This window comes from Pseudomonas sp. Lb2C2 (assembly GCF_052112205.1).
GTDB classification, from domain to species: domain Bacteria; phylum Pseudomonadota; class Gammaproteobacteria; order Pseudomonadales; family Pseudomonadaceae; genus Aquipseudomonas; species Aquipseudomonas kilonensis.
The window spans coordinates 282,333-307,817 of the sequence record NZ_JAUTYW010000002.1 but is presented as its reverse complement, the minus strand read 5'-3'; the positions used below and the strand labels follow the sequence as shown (position 1 = coordinate 307,817).

The 25,485-nt window shown below is 60.7% G+C and carries 24 protein-coding genes; 7 read left to right on the top strand and 17 right to left on the bottom strand.

Going from position 1 to position 25,485, the window contains the following annotated elements; genetic code table 11:
* The first annotated feature begins 8 nt into the window (after positions 1–8).
* A complete protein-coding gene (locus tag Q7F16_RS05600) occupies positions 9–1,094 on the top strand; it encodes a diguanylate cyclase domain-containing protein (RefSeq protein WP_409555949.1) in 1,086 nt (361 codons plus the stop codon).
* Here the strand turns inward: Q7F16_RS05600 and Q7F16_RS05595 are convergent.
* Genes Q7F16_RS05595 through Q7F16_RS05585 form a run of 3 tightly spaced genes read right to left on the bottom strand, consistent with a single transcriptional unit; the run spans position 1,078 to position 6,618 of the window.
* Positions 1,078–3,426 (bottom strand): TonB-dependent receptor, encoded by a 2,349-nt coding sequence (locus Q7F16_RS05595; RefSeq protein ID WP_409555950.1) that lies wholly within the window; start codon positions 3,424–3,426, stop codon positions 1,078–1,080. The genes Q7F16_RS05600 and Q7F16_RS05595 overlap by 17 nt on opposite strands.
* A 1-nt stretch (position 3,427) precedes the next feature.
* Positions 3,428–5,815, bottom strand: coding sequence for a hybrid sensor histidine kinase/response regulator (locus Q7F16_RS05590; protein WP_409555951.1), 2,388 nt, complete (start codon positions 5,813–5,815; stop codon positions 3,428–3,430).
* Positions 5,815–6,618, bottom strand: coding sequence for a response regulator transcription factor (locus Q7F16_RS05585; protein ID WP_409555952.1), 804 nt, complete (start codon positions 6,616–6,618; stop codon positions 5,815–5,817). The genes Q7F16_RS05590 and Q7F16_RS05585 overlap by 1 nt, the downstream gene beginning before the upstream one ends.
* Before the next feature lie 217 nt (positions 6,619–6,835).
* Here Q7F16_RS05585 and Q7F16_RS05580 point away from each other — a divergent pair, with 217 nt between their 5' ends.
* Both Q7F16_RS05580 and Q7F16_RS05575 read left to right on the top strand, forming a co-directional pair.
* The gene (locus Q7F16_RS05580) at positions 6,836–7,240 is read left to right on the top strand and encodes a DUF488 domain-containing protein (protein ID WP_409556034.1); all 405 of its coding nucleotides are present in this window, start codon (positions 6,836–6,838) and stop codon (positions 7,238–7,240) included.
* Positions 7,241–7,514: 274 nt separating this feature from the next.
* Positions 7,515–9,026 (top strand): DUF6630 family protein, encoded by a 1,512-nt coding sequence (locus Q7F16_RS05575; protein ID WP_409555953.1) that lies wholly within the window; start codon positions 7,515–7,517, stop codon positions 9,024–9,026.
* 183 nt (positions 9,027–9,209) lie between these two features.
* Here the strand turns inward: Q7F16_RS05575 and Q7F16_RS05570 are convergent, their stop codons facing one another.
* The 3 genes from Q7F16_RS05570 to Q7F16_RS05560 all read right to left on the bottom strand — a co-directional run bounded on the left by Q7F16_RS05570 (position 9,210) and on the right by Q7F16_RS05560 (position 11,420).
* Positions 9,210–9,755 carry a DUF4256 domain-containing protein gene (locus tag Q7F16_RS05570; RefSeq protein ID WP_409555954.1) on the bottom strand — a complete coding sequence of 182 codons (546 nt, stop codon included), beginning with the start codon at positions 9,753–9,755 and terminating at the stop codon, positions 9,210–9,212.
* Positions 9,756–9,975: 220 nt separating this feature from the next.
* Positions 9,976–10,725, bottom strand: coding sequence for a hydroxypyruvate isomerase family protein (locus Q7F16_RS05565; RefSeq protein WP_095963622.1), 750 nt, complete (start codon positions 10,723–10,725; stop codon positions 9,976–9,978).
* 41 nt (positions 10,726–10,766) lie between these two features.
* Positions 10,767–11,420, bottom strand: coding sequence for an arylsulfatase (locus tag Q7F16_RS05560; protein WP_041475735.1), 654 nt, complete (start codon positions 11,418–11,420; stop codon positions 10,767–10,769).
* Positions 11,421–11,528: 108 nt separating this feature from the next.
* Between Q7F16_RS05560 and Q7F16_RS05555 the strand changes: the two genes are divergently transcribed.
* Positions 11,529–11,939: a VOC family protein gene (locus Q7F16_RS05555; RefSeq protein ID WP_409555955.1), complete on the top strand. Its 411-nt coding sequence runs from the start codon at positions 11,529–11,531 to the stop codon at positions 11,937–11,939.
* A 194-nt stretch (positions 11,940–12,133) separates the two neighbouring features.
* Here Q7F16_RS05555 and Q7F16_RS05550 read toward each other — a convergent pair whose 3' ends face one another.
* A complete protein-coding gene (locus Q7F16_RS05550; protein WP_013692294.1) occupies positions 12,134–12,505 on the bottom strand; it encodes a PH domain-containing protein in 372 nt (123 codons plus the stop codon).
* A gap of 117 nt (positions 12,506–12,622) precedes the next feature.
* On the opposite strand from Q7F16_RS05550, the gene Q7F16_RS05545 reads away from it, so the two are divergent.
* The gene (locus Q7F16_RS05545; protein ID WP_409555956.1) at positions 12,623–13,672 is read left to right on the top strand and encodes a hypothetical protein; all 1,050 of its coding nucleotides are present in this window, start codon (positions 12,623–12,625) and stop codon (positions 13,670–13,672) included.
* Between the two features lie 198 nt (positions 13,673–13,870).
* Here Q7F16_RS05545 and Q7F16_RS05540 read toward each other — a convergent pair whose 3' ends face one another.
* A complete protein-coding gene (locus Q7F16_RS05540; protein ID WP_409555957.1) occupies positions 13,871–14,584 on the bottom strand; it encodes a FadR/GntR family transcriptional regulator in 714 nt (237 codons plus the stop codon).
* Positions 14,585–14,681: 97 nt separating this feature from the next.
* On the opposite strand from Q7F16_RS05540, the gene Q7F16_RS05535 reads away from it, so the two are divergent.
* Positions 14,682–15,425 (top strand): FadR/GntR family transcriptional regulator, encoded by a 744-nt coding sequence (locus tag Q7F16_RS05535; RefSeq protein ID WP_024616248.1) that lies wholly within the window; start codon positions 14,682–14,684, stop codon positions 15,423–15,425.
* Between the two features lie 129 nt (positions 15,426–15,554).
* On the opposite strand, the gene Q7F16_RS05530 is transcribed toward Q7F16_RS05535, so the two are convergent.
* The 9 genes from Q7F16_RS05530 to Q7F16_RS05490 form a co-directional block, all read right to left on the bottom strand.
* A complete protein-coding gene (locus Q7F16_RS05530) occupies positions 15,555–16,277 on the bottom strand; it encodes an oligogalacturonate-specific porin KdgM family protein (protein ID WP_046063879.1) in 723 nt (240 codons plus the stop codon).
* A 137-nt stretch (positions 16,278–16,414) separates the two neighbouring features.
* Positions 16,415–17,182 carry an ABC transporter ATP-binding protein gene (locus Q7F16_RS05525; RefSeq protein ID WP_046063878.1) on the bottom strand — a complete coding sequence of 256 codons (768 nt, stop codon included), beginning with the start codon at positions 17,180–17,182 and terminating at the stop codon, positions 16,415–16,417.
* Between the two features lie 10 nt (positions 17,183–17,192).
* On the bottom strand, positions 17,193–18,032 hold the full coding sequence (locus tag Q7F16_RS05520) for an ABC transporter ATP-binding protein (RefSeq protein WP_046063877.1): 840 nt from the start codon (positions 18,030–18,032) through the stop codon (positions 17,193–17,195).
* A gap of 10 nt (positions 18,033–18,042) precedes the next feature.
* Positions 18,043–18,951, bottom strand: a complete 909-nt coding sequence (locus Q7F16_RS05515; protein ID WP_409555958.1) for an ABC transporter permease — start codon at positions 18,949–18,951, stop codon at positions 18,043–18,045.
* The gene (locus Q7F16_RS05510) at positions 18,951–19,988 is read right to left on the bottom strand and encodes an ABC transporter permease (RefSeq protein ID WP_024616252.1); all 1,038 of its coding nucleotides are present in this window, start codon (positions 19,986–19,988) and stop codon (positions 18,951–18,953) included. Before Q7F16_RS05510 ends, Q7F16_RS05515 begins: the two co-directional genes overlap by 1 nt.
* A 34-nt stretch (positions 19,989–20,022) precedes the next feature.
* On the bottom strand, positions 20,023–21,645 hold the full coding sequence (locus Q7F16_RS05505; protein ID WP_046063875.1) for an ABC transporter substrate-binding protein: 1,623 nt from the start codon (positions 21,643–21,645) through the stop codon (positions 20,023–20,025).
* Between the two features lie 71 nt (positions 21,646–21,716).
* On the bottom strand, positions 21,717–22,871 hold the full coding sequence (locus Q7F16_RS05500; RefSeq protein ID WP_409555959.1) for a mandelate racemase family protein: 1,155 nt from the start codon (positions 22,869–22,871) through the stop codon (positions 21,717–21,719).
* A gap of 599 nt (positions 22,872–23,470) precedes the next feature.
* Entirely contained in the window at positions 23,471–23,698 is a 228-nt protein-coding gene (locus tag Q7F16_RS05495) for a hypothetical protein (RefSeq protein WP_046063873.1), read from the bottom strand.
* Positions 23,695–24,207: a type VI secretion system amidase effector protein Tae4 gene (locus tag Q7F16_RS05490; RefSeq protein WP_046063872.1), complete on the bottom strand. Its 513-nt coding sequence runs from the start codon at positions 24,205–24,207 to the stop codon at positions 23,695–23,697. Before Q7F16_RS05490 ends, Q7F16_RS05495 begins: the two co-directional genes overlap by 4 nt.
* Positions 24,208–24,428: 221 nt before the next feature.
* Between Q7F16_RS05490 and dctP the strand changes: the two genes are divergently transcribed.
* Positions 24,429–25,424, top strand: coding sequence for a C4-dicarboxylate TRAP substrate-binding protein DctP (gene dctP, locus Q7F16_RS05485; RefSeq protein WP_046063871.1), 996 nt, complete (start codon positions 24,429–24,431; stop codon positions 25,422–25,424).
* Positions 25,425–25,485: the final 61 nt, after the last annotated feature.

The following is a 25,485-nucleotide window of genomic DNA, read 5'->3' as shown; positions in this document are numbered from 1 at the left end:
TACCCCCCATGAACCTACGCACCTTCATCCGGAGCTATTGCCTCAACTCCAGGCTCGCCACAAATGCCCTGACCCGGCTGCACCGAGCGCTGTCATCCCTGGCCGGCTACCTGGCGCAGCAAGGCTTCGACTCCGAAACCTGGCCAGCCACCCGTGACGAAGCCACTCTAGACCGTCGCCTCAACACCGTCTGCCCAGAACTGGCCGCCACTGTGTTCAGCCACGCCCGCGAAGGCATCATCCTTGTCGACCCCTTCGGCCGGGTCATCGCCGTGAACGAGGCCTTCACCCGCCTCACCGGCTACGGGCAAGAAGAAATCAAGGGCCGCGAGCTGAATTCCCACCGCATGGTCCGCCGCCTCACCGCTTTTTACGCCCCCATGAAAAACGCGCTGGATTTCCACGGCCATTGGTCCGGCGAAATCCAAAGCAACCACAAGGACGGAAGGGAGATGACGTCGCGGATCAGCATCAGTGCCGTGCATGATCGGCACGGCAATGTTCAGCACTATGTGGCGCTGTTCAGCGACATGACGCAGATGAAGCAGCGTCTGCAGTTGCTGGAGCGGGATGCGCGGTATGACGCGCTCACGCAGTTGCCCAACCGGTTGTTGTTGGCCGAGCGGATGCGTCAGGCGCTGGGCAAGGCGCGTATTTATCAGCAGAAGGTGGCGATTGCGTTTATTGATCTGGATGGGTTCAAGGCGCTTAACGACAGTTATGGCCATGACTGGGGGGACCGGGTGTTGCAGATTGTCGCGGCGCGGATCAATGCGACGTTGCGTGAAGGCGATACCTTGGCGCGGTTGGGGGGTGATGAGTTTGTCGCGGGGCTGGTGGGGTTGCAGGCCGTGGAGGACAGCGAGCCGTTGCTCAAGCGGATGCTGGCGGCGGCCAATGCGCCGATTTTGATTGGTGCGCAGACGGTGGAGATCGCGGCGAGTATCGGGGTGGCGTTTTACCCTGAGCATGGGCATGAGATCGATGGGCTGATCAGTAAGGCGGATCAGGCGATGTATCTGTCGAAGAAGGCTGGCGGTAATCGTTTGGCGTTTTGTCCGACGCGGTTTATTTCGGTCAATAGCGAAGTCTGACGGTGGTGCCGAGGGTGCGTTCGCTGCCGGTTATGACGCCGTAGTCGCCGGTGCCGAGCAGTGAATAGACGGCGGTGATGTAGTTGCGGTCGAAGAGGTTGCGCACCCAACCTTCGACTTCCCAGGCACGGTCCTGGCTGCGCAGGCCCAGGCGCAAATTGGTGAGGCCGTAGCTGGGTTGATAGCTGCCTTCGCCGCCTTCGAGGGTGCCGGAGTAGCCGGTGCGAAAGCTGTAGTCGATGCCGCTGAAGGCTTCCAATCCGTAGGGCAGCGGATGGGTGTGGTCGAGGCCGCTGCTGAGGTTCCATTCCGGCGCGTTGTAGAGGCGCTCGCCGCTGAGGTCGCAGGTCCATTGGCCCGAGGCCGGTGGGCACGGGGCGTTGGGGAAGCTGCGGTAGCGCGCATCGCTCCAGGCCAGGCCCAGGCGCCCGGTGAGTTTGGGGGTGAGTTGCCAGGCGGAATCGAGTTCGATGCCGCGCAGGCGGACTTTGCCGACGTTGATCAGATTGTCCCGCAGCGGGGGCGCGAACAGCGAGGTGGGCGGGCTGTAGGTGAGCGCTTGGTAGTTGTCGACGTCGGTCTGGTAGACGGCGAGGTCGAGCAGCGCGCGCTCATCCCAGAAGCGCGTTTTCATGCCCAGTTCCAGGGACGTGGCCCGCTCGGGCTCGAAGGTCGGTGCGGTGAACGGGCCGACCACGTCGAAGTTGATGCCGCCGGCCTTGTAGCCCCGCGACCAGCTGACGTAGCCCATCACCGCCTCGCTGAAGCGGTAGCTGGCGCTGAGGAGGCTGGAGACGTTGTGTTCTTTTATCGAGTCCTCGCGGTAGTAATCACCGCCGAGGGCGATGTCGCGCAGCAATTGCCCACCGGCCTGGAACACTGGTGGCAAGCCGGTCAGCGGGGCGAGGTTGCTGACGTCGCGGGAGATCCAGCCGTCCTTGCGCTCCTGGCTGTAGCGCAGGCCGCCGGTGAGTTCCAGCGGGTCAATCGGGCGCCAGGAAAGCTGGCCGAAAATGGCGCGGCTGTCGCCCTTCTGTTCGCCGTCGTAACGTTGCCGGGCACCGTCCAGCAGCATGGCCGGTACCTGGCTCGGATCGGTGATGTTGATGCCCAGTTTTTTCAGTTGCTCCAGTTGATCGCCGACGAACCAGGGCGCGGCGTCCTTGCCGAATTCGGCGTCGATCTGCCGGTCGAGCTGCTGGCGCAGGTAGTAGAGGCCGGCGACATAGTCGACGGACGAGCCGGCCGTGCCGGACAGGCGCCATTCCTGGCTGAACTGCCGGTGGCCCAGTTCGCTTTCGGATTGGACTACCGACAGCGCGGTGCTGTCGCTGTCGCGGGTGGCGCGGTAGTTCCAGTCGCGGTAGGCGGTGATGCTGGTGAAGCGCATCGCCTCGTCGAGGTCCCAGTTCAACTCCAGTGAGACGCCGTTCTGCAGGGTTTGCGGATGGCCCGGCGCGTCGATGCGGGACTCGCGTTTGTAGGGGTCGGGCTCGGTCAGTGGATAGCCGAGGAATTTGGCGCGTTTGCGGGTTTGCTCGCCGTAATGATTGACCAGCAGGACGTTGCCGGCTTCGTTTTGCTCGGCATAGTCGGCGATCAGGCGGGCGCTGAAGTCGGTGTTCGGCGTCCACAGTAGTTGTCCGCGCAGGCCTTGGCTGTCGGCGTCGCCGAGGCGGCTGCCGTCTTGCAGGTTCTCCACGGCGCCATCGGAGGCGCTGTCGAAAACGTTGAGTCGCCCGGCCAGCACGTCGTCTTGCAGTGGCCCGGAAATCGTCCCGCGATATTCCCGCAAACCGCGCTCGCCATAGCTGGCTTCAAGGTTGGCTTCGGGCTGGAACGTCGGTTGTTTGGTGATGATGTTCAGCGCGCCGGCGGTGGTGTTTTTGCCGAACAAGGTGCCTTGGGGCCCGCGCAAAACTTCGATGCGTTCGATGTCCATCAACTCGGTGAAGGCCATGCCCTGGCGCGCCTGGTAAACGCCATCGACGTAGGTGCCGACGCTGCCTTCCAGGCCATCGTTGTAGGCGGTCGCGCCGAAGCCACGCAGGCCGAAGCCGGCGTAACGGGCGTCGTGGCCGGACACTATCAAGCCCGGCACGCGTTGTTGGATGTCTTGCAGTCGATGCAGACCGGCTTCGTCCAGTTGCTCGCCGTAGAGGACGTTGATCGGGATCGGCACGTTTTGCGGGTCTTCCTCGCGGCGGCGAGCGGTGACGGTGGTTTCGTCGAGCGTGAGGACGCTGGGCACCGTTTGTTCGGCCTGGACCTTCGCCCAGGGCACCATCGAAAGGCTGCCGAGCAAAAGCAGTCGGTAACCCCAACCCTGCACGCTATTGCTCCCGAGCCATCGCCGGACCCGCCGTGTCCGCGCAGGCCAGAGCCTTGACGCACGCCAGCAGTTCGCGGCTGTCGGCGGGCTTGAGCAGTACTGCGTCGAAGGCCAGGTCCTGTGGATAGTTCTCCGGCCTGCGTGGCGGCACTGCGGAATAAAGCATCACGGGTAGATCGCGCGCACCGTCGCGCACCTGGCGCAGCAGTTCCCACCCGTCCATGCCGGGCATCATCTGGTCGCTGATCAGCAGGTCAATCGATTGTTCAGCCAGGCAGGCCAAGGCGTCTTCGCCGGTCGCCGCCATGCTCACGTCGAAACCGTAACCGGCCAGCAGGTCGTAGAGCCATTCGCTGTTCTGTTCGATGTCGTCCACCAGCAGGACGTGTTTGCCCTGGCCGTCGAGGGGCGTGGCGTTGTTGTCGACGATACCGTTTTCCAAGTCGTGTTCTTGGGCGCAGTTCAGTTGCAGGCGAAAACTGAAGTGGCTGCCCTGCCCCGTGGTTTGGGGTTCGAGGCGGCTGTCCATGCGCTCCAGCAGTTGCGTGACGATGGACAGGCCCAATCCGCTGCCTTCGAAGCGCTGGGCATTGCGGCCGCGGCGGAACGGTTGCAGCAAGTGTTCGAATTCCTGCGGATCGATGCCAATGCCGGTGTCGATCACGCTGAAGCGCAGTTCCACGGTGTCGGTGCTCGCACCTGAAGAAGCGCTCACTTCGAAACGGATCTGGCCGTTGCGAGTGAATTTCGCCGCGTTCGCCAGGAGGTTCATGAGGATCTGCCGGAGGCGTTTGAAATCGGCCTCTACCAGTGGCGGCAGGTCCTCCGCCAGCGCCGCCTCAAAGGTGTTGCCCTGGCGTGCGGCGAGAAAGCCCGCTTCGTCTGCGATCTCGTTGAGGAAGCCGTACAGATAACCCGGCGCGAGGGTCAGTTGCATCTGCTCCAGCTCGCCATGGGAGAACTCGAGCATCTCGTCGATCAGCTCCAGTTGCTGGCGGGCGTTGCGCTCGATCGTCGCTTGATAGTCGCGATTCGGTCCGGCGTGCAGCAGGCGCGCGTAGTCGATGATGCGCACCAGCGGCGAGCGCAGGTCGTGGCTGATCCGCGCCATCAACGCACTGCGCGCCGCGAGGGATTCGCGCAGCTGCGACGTGCGCAGGGCCACGGTGCTTTCCAGGCGTTCTTGTTCGGCTTGGCGTTGTTGGTCGAGGGTGGACAGGGCGTTTTTTTCGCGGTTGCGGCTGCGGGCGACTTCCATGATCAACGTGCACACCAGCAACGCCACGCCCGCCAGGGTGGACGATAAGCTGTATTTGCTTTGCGGCGACTGCCAGGGCAATTGCTCCTGGGGGAAGAACAGCCGCATCAGCAATTGCCCAAGCAACAGCGCTGGCACCAGCCAGGCCATCCAGTTGTAGTTCAGTCGTGCGCGCCAAGCCATGAACAGCGTGGCGAGCAGTACGCCATAGAAACTCATCAAGGATATCTGGACGATCTGCGCGCCTTGGACTGGATCGATCTTCAGCCACCAGAGTCGGCCGAGGATGCAGCCCAGCAGCGGCCCCCAATAGCTCCAGCCGATGATTCTGGGCAGACGGGCAACCTGCAACAGGACGCGTATGTAGGCCAGGAAGAGTACAAACGAGAACGCGCTGGCGCAGGTCAGCAACTCGCGTGCCCAGCCAAGTGCGGTGGGCCAATAGATCAGGTAGCCGTTGAGGATGCAGGTCAGCAGGATGTAGCTCAATACCGCGCCCGCGTTCACGGTCAGCAGTTGGGAGCGCAGGATCCAGCCGACGATGAAACCGAACGGGACCACCAGCAGGACAATACCGAGGGTGAGTCCGTCGCTCAGGTAGGTCTGTTGCTGACTGCGCAGCAGCGCCGGTTCCGACCACAGTTCCGGCTCCAGCAACATCTGGAAATTGCTCGCCACGCGGATGAGCAGCGTGGCGCTCTCCCCTGCCGCCAGCGAGACCGGGAACGCCGGTTGACGTGTCGCCGGCTGCGGCCATTCGGTCAAGGGATAGGCGCCACCGGCATGGGCATCCTGACCCGGTTGATAGACGCGGATATCTTCCAGGCGCGGCGCGCCGACCACCAGCAGACGCGAACACGCCGCAGTGCTTGTGTTGCTGAGCTGCACTTTCAACCAGAAGGCGGAGCGGCTGTAGCCTTGGGTCGGCCAGCCAGGGGTCGCGTGGTTGAAATACGTGTTGGGTAGTTGAGTGACTTCTTCCAGGCTCAGGCTGGCCTGGGTGTCCTCGAAAATTTGCATCGCGGGCATCAGGTCCAGGTGGTCAGCCCGGCAGATATCCACAGGCGCGGCGCGCAGCAAGCCTGTGGATAACAACGCTATCGTCAGCAATAAAACCTGTAGAAGCCGCATCAGGCGCGCCCGGCCAACTCGGTTTCGGTGATGCCCAGGGCTTGCTGGCGAAACTGACTGGGCGTCATGCCGATTCGCTGGCGGAAGGCCGTGGTGAAGTTGCAGGCGTTGCGAAAGCCCACCAGTTCGGCAACGTCCTGCACGCTCATGGCGCTTTCGGAAAGCAGATCCTGGCCGCGCCGCAATCGTGCGTCGCGAATATAGGCGAACACGGTCAGCCCCAGGTGCTCGCGAAAAATCCGCGAGAGACGTTTCTCGTGAGTGCCGACTTTTTGCGCCAGTTGGACCAGGGACGGCATGTCATCGAGGTGGTCTTCGATCAACCGCATCGCGGCGCGCAGGACGATCTCGTCGCCTTCCGGCTCCGGATCCGCCGGGTTGTGTTGATGGGTGGGCGGCGCGCGCCAGGTCAATTGCAGGTGGATCTTGATACGCGCCAGCACTTCCTCGGGCGCGCAGGACTTGGGGATGTAATCCACCCCGCCCACGGTGAGCCCTTCCAGGCGTTCGATGGAGCTGTTGGCTGAAGACAGGAACAGGATGGGCGTGTGCCGAGTCGATGGCGCCTCGCGCAACAGCCGGCACAGGCTGAAACCGTTCATGTGCGGCATGTGCACGTCCAGCACGATCAAATCCGGACGCAAGGCCAGTGCCCGCTGATAACCCTGGTGGGCATCGCTGGCCAGGGAAACTCGCCAGGGTTGGGCCTTGAGCAGGATGAGCGTCGCACGGATATCCTCCGGGACGTCGTCGATCAGCAGAATATGCGGCGGCTCGGACGACACCGCCGCGCTTGCCTCCATCGCCGCCCGCCTTTCGTATCGTCCGTCGTCCATTCGCTACGTTCTCTTATCGTGCGTTTGCCAATTAATTGCCGGAAAGCAACGGTATCGCAACGCAAAATCGATGGATCGGTAAAAATCGTTACACCAATAGCGGCAGGTGCGGCGAAGACTTGAAGGCGCCGATTTGTCCATGGCCGCTATGCTGAGGCGATCCTACTTCGACAGGCAGGCTTTGATGATCCAGTGCAAACGCGCCTATGAAACAGCCAGCGCCGCGGATGGCGTACGGGTTCTGGTGGACCGCTTGTGGCCGCGCAATTGTCGCAAGGATGCGTTGGCGATTGCGCAGTGGCTACCGGAGGTCGGGCCTTCCCATGAGTTGCGCAAGGCGTTCAAGGCGGGGGCGGTTTCGTTTGCCGAGTTCAGCGTGGCGTATCGGCGTGAGCTGGCGGCGCGGCCAGAGCATTGGTGGAAGCTGGTGGATATTGCGCGGGATGGGACGCTGACGTTGGTGTATGCGGCCAAGTCGACTGTTGAGAACAATGCGGTGGTGTTGGCGCAGTGGTTGGAAGATGAGGTGGAGAAACGGGCGGAGGGGAGTTCGTCGGTTTGTTATTTGGGTGATTTTCCGGAGTTTTGATTGGGATGGGTTGGGGCTGCTACGCAGTCCAGCGGGAGCAAGCTCCCTCGCCACGGGGTGGGTGGTTGTCCTTTTGATCGACCTGTGGGAGCGAGCTTGCTCGCGATAGCGGTGGACCAGCCGATATCCATGTTGCCTGACCGGGCCCTATCGCGAGCAAGCTCGCTCCCACAGGGGGCTGTGCACGGCCAGTCAATCAAAATCGGCTTATTGGTTTGCTTGAGTTCGGCGGTGTGCAGCTAAGATGCGCAGAGAATCCACAAGGAAGACAGTCGTGACGCCATCGCCATTTGATCCATTGGTTCATATCGATTGGAAAACACCGGGCAGCGACTTGCTCGGGCTGCTGCAGCATTACTACCCCGACATCGATGTGTTTGCCGGCCCGGGGTTCGAGGCGTTGTTGGATGAGTTGTCCAACGAGATGCCCGAGGTCTGTTTCGAGGCGTTGGCGACTGTGTTGGCGCGTCACGGCTTCGACCTGTGGAATCTGGACGCTGGTGGCGATGATTACCGACCGGTGGTTTTCCCGGCCGATCAGCGCGAGGCGTTTGCGCAACACTGGCGGGAACAAAACGCAGAGCCAGGCTACACGCCGACGTTGATCGAGCCGCCGAAACCTGTCGCAGTCGAGCGCAAAAAACCCAAGGCCAAACGCAGCAAGTTGAATTGGCTGCAGGAAGTCCATGACTATCCCGGCGCCACCTATGTGCATGAGTACAACTACCGCAACGGTTGGGCCGCCATTACCGAGCAGGACGAAGACCAGTGGTTGTGCTTCCTGATCGATTACAACCAGTGGCCGCCCACCGAGCAGGACATGCTCGAACACAGGACCGATGGCGTGGACGCCGCGGACTTGCAGCTCATCGATGCCGATGCCCAGCGCAACCTGTGGAAACGTCGGGTCATACGCGGCGATTACAGCGCGGATGACCGTTATCAATACGAAATTCGGCAAGGCGATGAGATCGCGGCGTTCGGGCCTGCCGGGGTGCAATGGCCGGAATTTGAACAGCCTTGCGTGGTGGTGGGCTCGGAGATATTCGAACGCCAGCATATTTACGACCCCGAGCATGTGACGCGGATCTGGCGAATCACGGCGGACAGCAGCGAGGTGATTTTCGAGTACGCGGATGAACTGACGATCCTGCCCGTCGGTCCTGGTCGCTTGCTGTTCATGCAGCACAACGGCCCGCGCTGCTGGACTTGGAATCAAGAATCGCCGCACCAGGCCTTCGTCGCCAAACCGATGCCCGCTGAGGCCTATAAGCTGCGGGCCTCAACCGCGTACCTGGGGGGTGACGAGGTTCTGCTGTTCAGCGAAGGCGCGCGGCAGAACGTTGAGCACTCGGGTTATCAGGAAACGGTGTTGTTGGCGTGGCGCTTCAACTTCATGACTGGCACTGCGACGAAGGCGACATTGGACGGCTTCGGCAGTGAGCTGCGCCAGGACACGCGCCTGCTTGTCACGCAGCCCAAGCAGGTCATTACGTTGCGCACGTTTCATGGGCAGCTTCATGTGGCCCGGGGGCATGGGGATTGGTGGGTGTGGAGTTATCGCGCCAACACCTTTGGCACACACACGCTGGCGTGGTTTTGGAATCAGGGCAGTGATGAGGTGGTGAAGCTGTCGAGCAAGGACATCCCGCGTATTAAACCGGATGTTCGTTATGTGCCGGGGCAGGATCGGTACCTGGCGTTTGAGACGGAGTTTGTGGCGCGGTTGCCTGGGTTTGCGCAGATGGTTGAAGCCAAGGGGTGTGAGATTCTGGTGTTTGAGTGAGGCGGTTTTGCCTCACCGCGATCCTTCGAACGCATCAGCTCTTGTGGCGAGGGAGCTTGCTCCCGCTCGGCTGCGCAGCAGCCGCAAAACCTGCCGACACCGTTTCTCCTGGTGCACCGCGGTGAATGGGTTTGGGGCCGCTTCGCAACCCAGCGGGAGCAAGCTCCCTCGCCACGGGTTTGCTTAGATGCTTAGCACGCCACGAAACCCACGCGCCGCGTAATACGACTGCACGCCATTGTGGTAGATGAACACCCGACCATATCGGTAGTCGCCAAAAATCGCCCCATCGAGGGCGCGAAGCGCTGGAGGGGTTGCCAGCCAACTGGATGTTTTTGCATCAAACTCGCCGAGCGTTTGCAGGGCTCGGTACTGCTCTTCCGTCAGCAGGACGATGCCCATTTCTTCGGCCATTTCGACGGCACTGCCTTTGGGCTTGTTCTCCTTGCGTGCGTCCAAGGCGGCACGGTCGTAGCAGAGGCTTCGGCGACCGGTTGGGCTTTCTTTGGCGCAATCACAGAAGGTGACAGCGCCGGTTTTCGGATCGAGGCCGATAACGTCTGGCTCGCCTCCGGTGGCTTCCATGGCCTGGAGGGACTTCAGGGCATTGGGGTTGTTTTCGAGCTTGGCCTGGACGTCGGCCCAGAGAATGTCTGGGTGGCGGTTCAGGTTTTTTTCGAAGCGGGTTTTCAGGGTTTGGATGAGGTCGTCTTGTTCTTGTTTTTTCATGGTGTGGGAGTCCCTGGGTGATCGGTTGCCGATTCCGCGCCTGGTTCAAGACTACCTAGGATAGACGGGCAGCAGATTTCCCACAGACCGGGCCGCTTTTTTTGTGGGAGCGAGCTTGCTCGCGATGGCGGTGTATCAGCCAGCAGATTGGTTGACTATGAATCCGCTATCGCGAGCAAGCTCGCTCCCACAGGGGGGGTGGAGGCAGGCTAGCTGTTTGTCAGGCGCTGAACTGTTTGATCCAATCAAGGCCTGCCACGGTAGAGCCGGTGGGACGGTATTCACAGCCGATCCACCCTTGGTAGCCACGCCGCTCCAGGTCTGCGAACAAAGCCGCAAAATCCATGCTCCCCGTCCCTGGTTCATGACGCCCCGGGCAGTCGGCAATTTGCACATGGACGGTTCGGTCATAGAAGCGAGCCAGGACATCCGCAGCGTCCCCGGTCAGCCGTTGGGCGTGGTAAAGATCGAGGATCAGCCCGACACTCGGGAACGTCTCCAGCACCTGTTGCGCCTTGCTGAAGTCGGACATGTAGTAGTCCGGCATTTCCTGCACACAGATGACTTCGATCAACGGCCGCAAACCCTGGTCTTCGAGAAATTTGACGGCGTACTCCAGATTGCGCCCATAGATAAGCGCGGCGTCTTCCTGAGTCGTAACGCCCGACATGATGTGGACATCCGAACACGCCAGCGCCTTCGCATAGCGAGCAGCCTGGAGCAAGCCACTGCGAAACGCCTCTTCCTGGCCGTGCAAGGCGGCGATGCCTTTGGTCACGCCAGCCGGTGCGGCGAACTGGATCAACGGCAGGTTGTGTTGAGTCAGGTGATCGGCCAGAAGACTGGCGTCGAACTCATAGGGCGACGGGAATTCCACCGCGCGAAAGCCCGCAGCGGCGGCGGCTTCGATGCGTTGTAGAAAAGGCACTTCATTGAACTGAAAACCGAGGTGAGCGTTGAACTTGGGCATGGGGTAAATCATCCATCCTGGAAAGAAACGAAATCATCCGTTTAGAGCAACTTGCGCAGCGCCAGCACGGCACTGTCGGGCGTGGTCAATACCGGTAGTCCGGAGCGAGCCTGGGCCTGTTCGGCGGCACTGGTCATCGAGAACTGGGCGAAGCAGATCAAGTCGCAATCCTTAACCTGAGCGGCCATTTCCACAATGGCAGCATCGTGGGCTTGTGGGTTGCCGTCTTTCAACGCCTGCAATGCACCCGGAACGAAATAGGGCACCACTTCCACCGCGCGACCACTGCGCTCTGCCGCTTGCTTGAACTCGGGCATCATCGAGGTAATGGTGGGCTCGAACGTTGCCAGCACAGCAATGCGCGATGCCTGGCTCAGCGCCTGGTCGATCATGGCTTCGTTCGGCTTGAGCACGGGAATGGCCACCTCGGGTTTAACCAGGTCGATGGCATCGCCAAACGCCGAGCAGGTAAACAGAATGGCATCCGCCGCGCTTTGTACGGCGTAGTGGGACAGCGTCAGGAAGCGCGCCTTCATGCTCGTGGTCAACTCGCCCTCTTCCACCCGGTCCTGGGGCAGCGAGTCCTCGAGCAGATTGATGATCCGTGCCTGCGGCCAATGCCGGGCAAAGGCCGCCGTGATGGGCTCGATTGCCAAAGGGGTTGCGTGGATCATAAAAATTCGTGGAGCCTTCATGCTTATGCCATTCTCCAGATCATGTTTTTTTGCACGGTATCAGAAGCCCCGATAGCGTGTGGAATTGCTGTGGCAATAAACATGCGGCACTGAGCACATGAGGCCTGTATGAAGAACTTCACGATTCAACGTATCGACCACATCGTCCTGCGCGTAAAAGACATCGAGCGCAGCCTCGCTTTCTACACGTCGGTGCTCGGTTGCGAGCTCAAGAAGCGCCGGGACGATCTAGGCATGCTTCATCTGGGCACCGGTGTTTCGATGATTGACCTGGTGGCCGTCGACGGGCCTCTCGGTCGCCAGGGTGGGCCGGCGCCCGGCAAGCAGGGGCACAATGTCGATCACCTGTGCCTGCGTATCGAGCCGTTTGATGAGCAAGCCCTCCTCGCGCATTTGGCCTCGGCCGGCCTGACCGTTGAGAAAGCGCAGATGCGCTATGGCGCGGAGGGCAAGGGTTGGTCGATCTACTGCTTCGATCCGGATGGCAACCAGATCGAGTTGAAGGGGCCGGCGCTGTAGCCCTGAGCTTCAACGGGCGGATGCTGCCCCTGTGGGAGCGGGCTTGCTCGCGATGGCGGTCTGTCTGGGCCGGTGATGTTGGCTGTACCTCCGTCTTCGCGAGCAAGCTCGCTCCCACAGGGGGGCAGCGGTGAACGCTGCATTTGCAAACACCCGCTCCCACGGGGGTTGGCGGTGGACACTGAGTTTGCCGATCAGGTCAGCAGGTGTTTGGAGATCACCTTGGAGATTTCCACAATGCCGGTCTTGCCGGTGAATTCGAATTTCACTTTGCCTAGGGATGAAAAATAGATCTCCAGTTCAGAATCCAGGTCGAAGGTGCCGGAGGTTTCGACCGAGTAGGCGACGATGTTTTTGTAGGGCAAGGAAGTGAAGTCTTTTTTGCTGCCGGTGATGCCTTGCACGTTCACCGCGATGATGCGTTTGTTGGTGAAGACCACCCCATCGCGCATGGATTTATAAGCGTCGATGACCTGTTCACCGTCCAGCAGCAGGGCCGTGACACGTTCGGCGTATTCGTCGTTTTGCTTGAGCTTGAAGAAGCCTTTGTTGTTGAAGTCGATCATCGATAAGTCCTTGTCGAGAAGATGAGGGTATTGCCTACAGCCCAGCGGCAGGTGATGGACGCAATAGTGGCACTTCAGTAGCATTCGCCAACTTTATCGATCCTTCAAGGATGACCTATGCTCGCCCTGCCTCGCTGCCCTGCCCCGTTGTTAGCATTGTCCGCGTTGTTTGTATTGCTCGGCGGCTGCAGCGTCAATGGCAGTTATCCCGATGCCATCGAACCGGACGCCGCCAAGTTGCGGTTCGTCGCCAATACCAGCAACGCCACGCTGGATTATTTCGACGCGGCCCATTGCGACGGGCAAACCACGGGCATTCTCAACAATATGCTGCTGAGCGATACCGCGCGGCGGGTGGGGATGAGCGTTCCGGCGCCCAAGGATGCCAGGGGTTATTTGGAGGTCAAGCTCAAGCCCGGTGAGCAGATTCACCTGCGCACCAACATGAACAGCGGTTATGCCGTGTGCGGCAAGGGCTTCAACTTTACGCCCGAGGCCAATGCCGAATACGAGGTGACGTTCAAGTCCGAGAAGAACTTCTGCCTGACTCAGCTGCAACGCTTGCAACGGGTCGACGGCAAGGACGTACGCACACCGATCCCGATCCTGAAAAAAGACTTTCCCGCCTGCGCCGGTCGTAATCCGCTGTTCCCCAAGACCTACCCGGACACGCCCCATCGCTTGGAGCTGATGAATCGAGTCATCGATAAAAGCCTGGTCGTCACCGTGAAGACCGATCCGGCCAAGGAAAAAGTCGAGCCTTATTCGCCAGAGAAGCTGGACACCCTGATCAGCGAACGCAAGGCCAAGCTCGGTTTCGAGTTGCCGGCTGACTACTGGACGCTGTACCGGGAAAACCTGAAGACGTTTGGCGATGACATGGCGCAGAACAAGGCGCACTCGATGGAACGCTTCAGGGACGAATACCAGACGCGCCTGCGGCAGTTGAAGGACGAGCAGTTGGAACAGTGGGCGTTGCCCAAAACCGCCAATGCCAAGCCGGAAAAAGCCGAGATCGACCTGGACGTCGCGATGATGGTGGAGTACTTCCGGATCGGGAATGGAGTGACGGTCGAAGCGGTAGGTCATCACCTGGAGAGGATGGCGCAGATGGACGAGCGTTACGGTGTGTGTGCTCGGTTTGCGGAGTGCTGGAAGCGCAACTAGCAAGAGGATGGGCCACCGTCATCGCGAGCAAGCTCGCTCCCACAGGGGGTCGGTGCTGGACACAGCATTTGCAAACCCCCGAGATCAAAAACTGTGGGAGCGAGCTTGCTCGCGATGGCGGTGTGTCAGCCACACTAATGTTGACTGATCCGCCGCTATCGCGAGCAAGCTCGCTCCCACAGGGTTCTGCGGTGGAGATTATTGCGCCGTCAACTCAACCACGCCCCGAACCCGCTGCAGCATATTGATCAGATGCAAGCGCATCGACGCCCGCGCCGCTTGCGCATCATGCCGCGCCAACGCCGCGTAGATCTGCTCGCGCTCGCGCACCACCAACGCCCGATTTTCACTCGTCACAGTCGGCCCGGCCTGTTGCACGACGGCGATCAACGCATTGCCCACATGGGCCATGGCGTCGATGAAAAAACTGTTGCCCGTGCACTGGGCGATCTGTAGATGAAACTCGAAATCGACCCGGGCGCTTTCGTCATCCGTTGCGTCAAAAGCATTCGCCATGTCGAGCGCTTCACGCATCGCCAGCAATTGCTCGGGCGTGGCCCGTTGCGCGGCAATGCCGGCCGCTTCCACTTCCAGGCTCAGGCGCAGTTCGATGACGGCCAATGCATCGTAGGCGCCGCCCTTGACGTGTTTGCTGCCTTGGAAATCCCCCGGGCGGGCGGTGTCCACCACGAAGGTGCCAATGCCGTGACGGGTTTCCACCAAACCTTCGGCCTGGAGCCGCGACATGGCTTCGCGAACCACTGTCCGGCTGACGCCGCGTTCCTTGATGATGACCTGTTCGGTCGGCAGCTTGCTGCCCGCAGGCAGTTCGCCGGCCAGTATCTGCTGCGTCAGGTCGACCACCAGTTGCTGGGTCATGCTCAGGCGTCGATCGGGTGTGACACGGTCCATTGCACCTATCCATTAAAGCCAGACGATCGCGGCATTATAGCCGCGACCTTGCGCCAAAACTCACTATAATGCCCGCTGATCACCCAAGAGCAAGCCGATGACGGATCAAGCGTTATCTCCACTGAACAAGCCGCGCCGCCTCGCCGAAACCCTGGTCGACCGCTTTGCCCAGCGCATGCGTGACGGCATTCTCAAGTGTGGCGAAAAGCTCCCCACCGAAGTGCACATCATGGAGGCCGAAGGCGTCAGTCGTTCGGTGGTGCGCGAGGCGCTGTCGCGCTTGCAGGCGGCGGGGCTGGTGGAGACGCGGCATGGCGTCGGCACCTTTGTCCTGGACATGCCGGCGCCGGAGGGCTTCACCTTGGGGCCAGCGACGATTGCCACGTTGTCGGATGTGCTCAACCTGCTGGAGTTTCGCCTGAGCCTGGAAGTCCAGGCCGCCGGCATGGCCGCCGAGCGCGCAACGCCTGAAGCGCTGGCCGAATTGGCCCAGGCGCTGGAGGCGTTGCTGCAAGGCCCGGAAAAGTCCGGCACCACCATCAATGCCGATTTCCAGTTCCATCTGAAAATCGCCAAGGCGGCCGGCAATTACTACCTGATCGACATCATGAAGCACCTGGGCACGAAGCTGATCCCGCGTACGCGCATGAACTCTGCCTACTCCGGGCAAAGTGATCGCAGTGCGTACCTGCAGGGGATCAACGCCGAACACCAGCAGATTTTCGACGCCATCGCCAGCGGTCATGTCGATGCAGCGCGAGCGGCCATGTACCTGCATTTGAGCAACAGCCGCATGCGCCTGTGTGAAACCCAACAACGCCAGGCGTTCTACAACGAATAACCCACACTGCTTCTGTGGGAGCCGAGCTTGCTCGCGATGACGGCGATACATCCAACATCATCGGCACAGGCAGACCGCTATCGCGAGCAAGCTCGCTCCCACAGTTTTTGATCCCAGTGTTCACATAACTTAGAAGAAGCTGTATTTAACACCGACCCGCAGCCGCAATTGGCGATCACTGTCGACCGAGTTGACTTTAATATCACCGACCTCAAAGAACGGCGCCCAGCGTTTATCCCACTGGTATTTGACCACGGCATTTTGTTCATAGTCGTCGGTGCCGCCGTTATAGCGAATGTAGTCGGCATCGAAGTAAGTCAATTGATATTCATAGGCCCACGGTCCTTGAGGACCATAGTTGATATAAACATCGTAACGGTTGACCTTCTGATCGTCCTGCCCATTATCCGGTACGTCACGGTCGATCTGGTCGCGGTCAAGCTTGGCTGAGTCAAAACGGTAGCGACCGGCGATGCTCAGTTCCTTGGTGATCTTGTAACCCAGGCGCAGGCCCATTTTGTAGGTGGTGGACTCCTCATCGCTGTCCAGGGCCAGCGAAGGCGTCAGCGTCCAGCGGTCATTGATCTTGTGTTGGTAGTTGACGGTAAATTCATGGCCGCTGCCAACGGTATTGTCGAAGGCGACGTCTTGCCGGTCACCGGCGGTCTTGTATTTGAGTTCCCCTTCCAGCCCCACACCGTTGTCCAGCCGAATACCAAACTTGGCACGGTCGGCGTGCATGCGGGTTTTTTCCGCATATTGATGGCGCACATTGATATAACCGGTATCGGCCTGGGCAACAACCGATGTGAACAACGAAGCGACAGAAAGTACTACGAGTGTCTTTTTCATGGTTTTTATTCTTGTTGGTTGAATAGTAAGTTGGGGTAAACGCCAAATCACAGGCGAGCGCGTGCGCGGCATTGATACCTGGGGCTCAACGTCTTTTACGGGTTAAAACAAGTACAACTGCTTAGTTAAAACAAAACTCAGACAGCGATAGGTACTCGCTGTATGTCCCGACTGGCCTGCACCAGCAAACGGGTGTACGCATGGGTGGCGCCATCGCTCGCCAGCAGATGACTGTCGAGCGTCTCCACCACCCTGCCCTGCTGCATCACCGCCAACCGATCACACAGGTGCGCAACCACCGCCAGATCATGGGTGACCATCAGGTAGGTCAGCCCTTCCTGGCGACGCAAGTCGGCCAGCAGGTTGAGGATCTCCGCCTGCACCGAAACATCCAGCGCCGAGGTCGGCTCGTCCAGCAACAGCACCCGGGGACGCAGGATCAGCGCTCGGGCAATCGCCACCCGTTGGCGCTGACCACCGGACAACTGGTGCGGATAACGGAAGCGGAAGCTGTCGTTCAAGCCGACCTTGCGCAGGATCTCGCTGACCTTCTGCGCACGCCCGTCGATGCCATGGATACGCAACGGTTCTTGCAGCGCGGCATCGACGGTATAGCGCGGGTGCAACGAGGCATACGGGTCCTGGAACACCATCTGCACCGTGCGATAGTGGTTCAGCGGCAGGTTGCGCGTGACGGCTTGCCCTGCGACCCGCAGCTGTCCGCTCCAATGTTGGTACTGCCCGGCCAGGCAGCGCAGCACGGTGGTCTTGCCCGAACCGGACTCCCCCACCAGGCCGAATGCCTCGCCTTCGGCGACACTCAAATCGACGTCGTGCAGTACCGCGTTCAGTGTCGCGCCTGTGCCAAAACTGAGATTCAGGCCGGCGATTTCAATCATGCTCATGACAGGCTCCTCAAGCATTCAACCAGTGGGGGTCGCGCTGCAGCACCGGCAGCGTGGCGCGTGGATGGTCCAGGCTCGGCAATGCGGCCAACAGGCCCTGGGTGTAGGGATGGGTGGCGTTATCCAGGTCGGCGGCGGCGATCGACTCGACCACGCGACCGGCGTACATCACCAGCACGCGGTCACAGAAATGCCGCACCAGGTTCAGGTCGTGACTGATGAAAATCAGCCCCAGGTCCCGCTCGCTGACCAACTCTTCCAGCACGTTGAGCACCTGTCGGCGCACCGACACGTCCAGCGCCGAAGTCGGTTCGTCGGCGATGATCACCTGGGGATCGGTGATTACCATCATGGCGATCATGATCCGCTGGCCCATGCCGCCCGAGACCTCGTGGGGGTACAGGTCGTAGACCCGCCGAGGGTCGCGAATGTGCACCTTGGCGAGCATATCCAAGGCGCGTTCGCGGGCTTCGCGATGGGGCACCTTGTGATGGGCCAGGTAGGCCTCGGCGATTTGTTCACCGACCCGCACCACCGGGTTCAACGAGTACTTGGGGTCCTGCATGATCATCGACATGCGCGCGCCGCGAATCGCCTGGATCTGCTTTTCGCTGGCGGCCAACAGGTCGATGTCGGCGAAGCGCAACGTCTTGGCGGTGACCCGCGCGGTCGGCGGATGCAGACGCAAAAGGCTGCGGCCGACGGTGGATTTGCCCGAGCCGGATTCACCGACGATGGCGAGTTTTTCCCGGCCCAGGGTGAACGACACGTCACGCACCGCCAACGAGGTTTTGCCGGCGTTGCGAAACTCCACGCACAAGTCCTGTACCGCAAGTTTTATCTCAGTCATGGCCTGTTCCTCAGGATTGGCTGCGTGGGTCGAGGACGTCGCGCAAGCCGTCGCCCAACAGGTTGAAGGCCAGGCTGACCAGCATGATCGCCGCACCGGGCGTCGCCACCAGCCACCAGCTTTCGAGCATGTAGCGCCGCCCGGTAGAGATCATCGCGCCCCACTCCGGCAGCGGTGCCTGGGCGCCGAGGCCAAGAAAGCCCAGGGCGGCGGCGGTGAGGATGATGCTCGCCATGTTCATGGTCAGGCGGATGATCACCGACGACAGGCACATCGGGATGATGTGGCGCAGGATGACCCGGGTACTGGACGCGCCCTGAAGTTGCACCGCAACGACGAAGTCGGCGTTGCGCAGCGGCAGGGTTTCGGCGCGGGCGAGCCGGGCAATCGGCGGCCAGGCCGTCAGCGCGATGGCGATCACCGCGTGCTCCAGGCCCGGGCCGAGGGCGGCGATGAAGGCCAGCGCCAGGACCAGGCTGGGGAACGAGATGAAGATGTCGGTGATGCGCATGAACAGGCTGTCGACCCAACCACCGAAGTAACCGGACACCGTCCCGACCAGCAGACCGATGGGGCCGACAATCACCGTCACCAGCAAGACGATGTACAGGGTGATGCGCGAGCCATACACCAGCCGGGCGAACACATCGCGACCGTATTCGTCAGTGCCGAACCAGTGCGCGCTGCTGGGTGACTGCAACGCGCCGGCGAGGTTCTGCAGCAGCGGATCATGACCGGCGATCCAGGGTGCGAAAGCCGCGACCAGCATCAGGGTAGCGACGACGACCAGGCCGGCGAAGGTCATCGGGTTGCGCAGCAGGAAACGCAGCAGGCGCAAGGTGCTGGCGGCCATCGCTGCGGTACTGGAAGCGGGCAGCGCGGCGGCGCCGGGTGCGCTGGAAACCAGGGGCAGGTTCATTAGCGAGTCCTCGGGTCGAAGATCTTGTACAGCGCGTCGCTGATCAGGTTCAGCGTCACGAAGATGAGGCCGATCAACAGCACGCAAGCCATCACCGCGTTCATGTCACCGAGCAGCAAACTGCTGGTCAGGTACTGGCCGAAGCCCGGCCAGGCGAACACGGTTTCGATCAGCACCGCGCCCTCCAGCAGGCCGCCGTAGGCCAGCGCGACGATGGTCAACAGTTGCACGCGGATGTTGCCGAAGGCATGGCCCCAGACGATGCGGCGCTGGGACAAGCCCTTGACCCGGGCGGTGATGATGTACTCCTGGGACAGTTGCTCGAGCATGAAACTGCGGGTCATGCGGCTGATGTAGGCGACCGAGTTGAAGCTGAGGATCACCGCCGGCAGCAGGATGTGGCGCAGCGCACTGCGAAAGGCCTCCCACTCGCCCGACCAGGCAGTGTCGATCAACAGCAGCCCGGTGTGTTTCGGGATCAGCCCGTCATAGGCCAGGCCGATACGCCCGACGCCGCCGGCCCAACCCAGCCAGGCGTAGAACACCAGGAAAGCCATCATGCCAATCCAGAAAATCGGCGTGGAGTAACCGAACAACGTGATCAACCGTGCGACATGGTCACCGGCGCGTCCCTGATGCGTCGCCGCGTAGACACCCAGCGGCAAGCCCGCCAACACACCGAACAGAATGGCCAGGGTCGCCAGTTCCAGCGTGGCCGGGAAGACCCGGGCGATGTCGGTGATGACCGGGTTGCCGGTCAGCAAGGCCATGCCGAAGTCACCGTGCAGCAGATCGCCCAGGTAGATCGCGAATTGGGTCCACAACGGCTTGTCCAGGCCCAGCTCTTTGTACACCTGGGCGTAGGCCGAGGCGTCGGCGTCCGGGCCAACGATGGCCAGCACCGGGTCCAGGGGCATCACTCGCCCGATGAAAAAGGTCAGCAGCAGCAACCCCAGCAGCGTCACCGCCACCGAGCCACTGCGCCGGGTCGCCGAAGCGGCCCGGGTGGTCCAGATTGAAAAGGATGCAGTCGACATGTTCATTCCTGCCTTGGCCCTGTGGCCGTCGATTTCAGCGCTGCTTGTAGACGTCCCGAAGACGTGTGGTGGCGGCGGTGTGGCCGATGTAGTTGCGCACATCCGCATGGATCACCACTTCGTCCACCATCTGTGAGACCGGCATGATCGCCCCGGCCTGTTGGTCGTAGAGGGTCTGGATCTGCGCGTAGATTTCGCGCTGGCGCTCGGGGTCACGCTCGCGCTCGGCTTGCTCGATCAGTTGATTGAGCTGCGGGTTGAAGAACGAGGTACGCCAGCCCTGGAAGTTGCTCAGCTTGGCTTCGGTGCGGTTGTCCGGGTTGTACACCAGGGCCCGCAGGCTCGAATGCGGATGACGCTCCGCCCCACCACCGCCACGACCGACGAGGATATCGAACTGGCGGTCGCGCATCGCCCCATAGATCTGGTTGCCGGTGCCGGTGATGATCGTCGCCTGGATTCCCGCCTGGGCCAGTGTCGCTTGCAGGCTGGTGGCGATGTTGATGAACGGCGGATCGGTCAGCGAACGGATGGTCACCTTGAAGCCTTCGGCATGTCCGGCCGCCGCCAACAGACGCTTGGCCTCGGCCACGTCCAGGCGATAACCCGGATCGTCCAGGCGTGCCGGCAGCCCCAGTTGCAAGGGCCGCTGATTGATCACACCGTAGTGCGGCATGACCACGTCATTGATGCCCTGGTAGTCGATCAGCAGGCGGATGGCCTGGCGCACGCGGATGTCCTGGAACAACGGTTGCTGCATGCTCATCGCCACGTAGTACAGCGTGCCGCGGGCGATGCTCTGGATGCGCACTTCATCGACCTTGCCCAGCGCCTTGATGTCCGTGGCCGCCATACCGCGGGCGACGTCCAGGTCACCGCGCTCGACCATCAGGCGCAGGGCCTGGGACTCGGTCATGTTGCGCATGATCACCCGGCGCAACTTCGCAGGGCCGCGCCAATAGTCGTCATGACGACTCATCAGGATCACATCGTTGGCACGCCAGATGTCGAGCTTGAACGCGCCAGACCCGGCCGTGTGCGTCGCCAGCCACGCCGCCCCCTGATCGTCGCCGACCTGATGTTGCAAGGCGACACTGCGATCGATGATGAAGGCGCTGGGTGAAGTCGCCAGGGTGTTGAGCACCAGCATCGGGTCGGTGACGCGCGGCAACTCCATGACAAAGGTGTGCGGCCCTTCGGCGCGCATCAGCTTGACGACGTTGTCGGCGGTGAAACCGTAGGCTTTCCAGGTCGAAGCCAGGGCGCGGTTGAGGGTGACCACCCGTTGCAATGACCAGGCGACGTCTTGCGCGGTCAGTGGCGCACCGGAGTGAAAGCGTACGTCGTCGCGCAACTGGAAGGTCAGGCGCATGCGGTCGGGGCTGACGTCCCAGGTTTTCGCCAGGGCCGGAATCAGCGTGTCCGGTTGCGCCGCATCCTGTTCCAGGAGCATGTCATAGACGTTGGCGTTGACTTCGGCGACCTCCAGGCCGGTGGCCGCCGCAGGGTCCAGGGACAGCAGGTTGATCATGCTCATGCCCACCACCAATTGGTCGGGGGGCGTTTCGCCTTGGGCCAGGCTGACGGGCACCTGCACTGCGCACAGGGCCACGGCGACACACAGCAGCCTGGTCAGGCGCTTGGGCCAGAGATTCATGGTTCAGTCCTTTCTTATATTTATAAAGACTTGTCGCCCGGGCAGCCATCGGCCTCAGGCGTGGAACAGGATCAATGTCGAGACAAGGTGTTGGCCTCGATATACGCGAAGTTGATGTCCTCGCCCAACCCCGGCCGGTCGGACAGATGCACAAAACCGTCGGCATCCATCGGGTCGACGATGCTGTTGAGGTGCGCCGGGACTTCTTCGTAGTCGAGGAACGGGTGCAGCAGCCCGCGCTCATACCAACGGCAATTGCTGATAGCACCGACCACCGCCAGGTTCGCCGCGCCATTGCCGTGGACTTCACAGTCCATGCCGAACGATTCGGCCAAGTGCGCCACCTTCAGGCATGGCCCGATACCCCCGACCCCGGCCACGCCGGCACGCAGGATGTCACAGGATTTCTGGGTGACCCAACTGGCGCGGCTATGGAACTTGCCGGCGATGCTTTCCGGGCCCAGTACCGGAATGTCCAGGTTGGCCGCCAGCCAGGCATAGGACTCTGCCGAGTCTTCCATCATCGGCTCTTCGAACCAGACGAAATTCAGTTCCTGCAGTGCCTTGCCGATGGTCAGCGCGTCCATGCGGCTGTACCAGTGGTAGCCGTCGAGCATCAACGCGATGTTGGGACCGACCGCCTCACGCACGGCGGCGCAGGCCTGGATATCCATTTGTGGGTTCGGGGCGAAGGAAATCGGCGGCATCCAGGTGTGCAGCTTGATGGCCTTGTAGCCGCGCTGGACCAGCTTTTCGGCGAACTGACCGTACTCGTCAGGCGTCGACAGGCCACCTGGCAGGTCATCGCCGCACATCGTCGAGCCGTACGCCGGGACCTTGTCGCGATAACCGCCAATCAACTTGTGCACCGGCAACTTGAGCGCACGCCCGGCCAAGTCCCACAAGGCTTGTTCCACCAGCGCCAGTGCCCGATCAGTGAACTGCCCGGCACTGCCGCGTTGCCAGTGCGCCAGGTCCTGCCAGATGCTCTCGCGATCCATTGGGTCGCGACCGATCAGCACTTTGCGCACGAAGGATTCGATGATGTGCGGACGAATCAACTCAGGCGAGCCGAAGGCATAGCCCTCGGAGCCATCGTCGCAACCGATTCGCAGCAAAGCCATCTTGATCATGACCTCATCGCCTGGATGGGCATGGCCGGCGCTGTCCTGGGCACGGCGCGAAGGGGTGGAAAAAACTTCGACGTGAACGCCTGTGATTCTCATGGGGAGGAGCACCAATGTTGTTATTGTTTATTTGTATGTCGTCATACAACGTGACGGATTATTCTGACGTTGCTGGCGGGCTGTCAACCCCTGTAACGCAATAAAACTTGCGTAATCACGAGAGTTCTTGCGGAGACGTGATCATTTCCACGGACGAAATCTTGAAAAGTCGTCATACCACGAGACATGAGGTGATACCACTTGCCGCAAACGAGGTAGTGCCTTGAAGGCTGAAGACGTGGGCCAGGAGATGGGCAATTGTGGGAGCGGGCTTGCTCGCGAAAGCGGTCTGTCTGAGGCGGTGATGTTGGATGTGCCGCCGTCATCGCGAGCAAGCTCGCTCCCACAGGGGATCTCTGGCGGACGCAGAATCCGTGGGCACCCGGGATCAAAACTGTGGGAGCGAGCTTGCTCGCGATAGCGGTGTCTCAGAGGCGGTGATGCTGGCTGGGCCGCTGTCATCGCGAGCAGGCTCGCTCCCAGAGGGACCTCTGGCGGACGCCGAATTTGTGAACAGCCGCAATCAAAAACTGTGGGAGGCGGTGGCTGCGGAGGGTGAACTCTCTGTCACAGAGTTTGTGTAGACTTTGGCTGCCTGGCTAGACTCGAGGTTTGCGCCGTCGACTCCAGACAATGCCCACCGCCGCAGCCACGACCACCACCCCGACATTGCCAAACAACCAGATCGCAAAGTTGCGGCTCTGGTCGGCTTCGCTCTCGTAGAACGGCCCGAAATAACTACCAACGGCCATGAACACCAAATTAAATGTGCCGACCGCCAACACGATGATCATGAGGACGAACAAGGTTCCCTTGATGACGTTCATATGACTTTCCAGAACCAGATGTCCTTGGAATCGTGAAAGTCCGAGAACGTGCCTTCAATCGAAAAACCCATTTGTATACGTGGGTAGCTCAGCCAATCCGTCAGGCGACGGCCATTCCACAGATCGATGTGATCGCCGCTGCGGTTGGTCGTGGTTTCGTTTGCCCGACGCCAGAAGTCCTTGAAGAAAATAACGCCCTGCTGCCCGCCCAGGGTCTCTTCGAATTCTTCGCTTTTAATGGTCTTCATGGCCTGCAAGCCAGGGATCTTGGCGCGGCTCAAGGCCTTGGCAAGTTCTTCGGCGGCCAATATATGCCCGTCGCTCTTGGGGTGTTGCCAGCAATGTCGCACGCTTTTGAGCTGGCTCATGTCTGCACCGGCGCGACGCAGGGCCACGCCGAGGTTGATCGCGCATTGGTCACTGAAGTTCTTGGCGCCATTGGTTCTGCAAGGCGCGGCATCACCAAATATCTGCGGATGGCTTTTCCACAACGTGTCGAATGTAAACACTCTGTCCTCTCCATGAGTTTTTTTATCCTGGACGAATAGCCTAGCAGACCCACTCGCCCGTGGATTCAATAAGCGCTGGCAAGACGTATAGCCAAAAGACGGTTTTTCCCATTAACCGCCCCCCAATAAATTGGTTTTCTGCCTAGACTCATCATTGTTCCGCCGTGCTGTGTTTTGAATGAGCCCGCACGAAAATACTAAAAACAAGAGGAAAACCCGTAATGTTCAAACCTATCTGGAAAGCGCTCGCTTGCACATTGGCCCTGAGTGCGATGAGCACGGCCATGGCGGCAGATCCGGTGGTGATCAAGTTCTCCCATGTGGTCGCCGAACAAACACCAAAAGGCCAAGGCGCGCTGCTGTTCAAGAAACTGGTGGAAGAACGGTTGCCAGGCAAAGTGAGGGTCGAGGTCTACCCCAACTCTTCGCTGTTCGGCGATGGCAAGGAAATGGAAGCCTTGCTGTTGGGCGACGTGCAGATGATCGCGCCGTCGCTGGCCAAGTTCGAGCAATACACCAAAACGGTGCAATTGTTTGACTTGCCGTTCCTGTTTGATGACATCTCTGCCGTGGACCGTTTCCAGTTGAGCCCTGAAGGCCAGAAACTGCTCAAGTCCATGGAAAGCAAGAACATCACCGGCCTGGCTTATTGGCACAACGGCATGAAGCAGCTGTCGGCGAACAAACCGCTGCGTGAACCCAAGGATGCTCGTGGCCTGAAGTTCCGCGTACAGGCATCGGCGGTACTGGAAGAACAATTCAAGGCAGTGAACGCCAACCCGCGCAAGATGAGCTTCGCCGAGGTTTACCAAGGTTTGCAGACCGGCGTGGTCAACGGTGCGGAAAACCCGTACTCGAACATCTACAGCCAGAAAATGCATGAAGTGCAAAAGTACATCACCGAGTCCAACCACGGTTTGCTCGACTACATGCTGATCACCAACACCAAGTTCTGGAACGGTCTGCCACCGGACATCCGTACTGAACTGGACAAGATCCTGGTAGAAGTCACGGCCCACGTAAACAAAGAGGCGGCACAGCTGAACGAGCACGACAAGCAGCGCATCCTCGACGCCAAGACCACCGAGATCATCACCCTGACGCCAGAAGAACGTGGCGAATGGCGCGACAAGATGAAACCGGTATGGAAGAAGTTCGAAGGCGATATCGGCGCTGACCTGATCAAAGCCGCAGAAGCCTCCAACAAGGCCCAGTGATTGGTTGGCCGGTGCTGCCGCCCTGGTAGCGCCGGCCTGTCGTCCCCCACAGGAGAGGTCA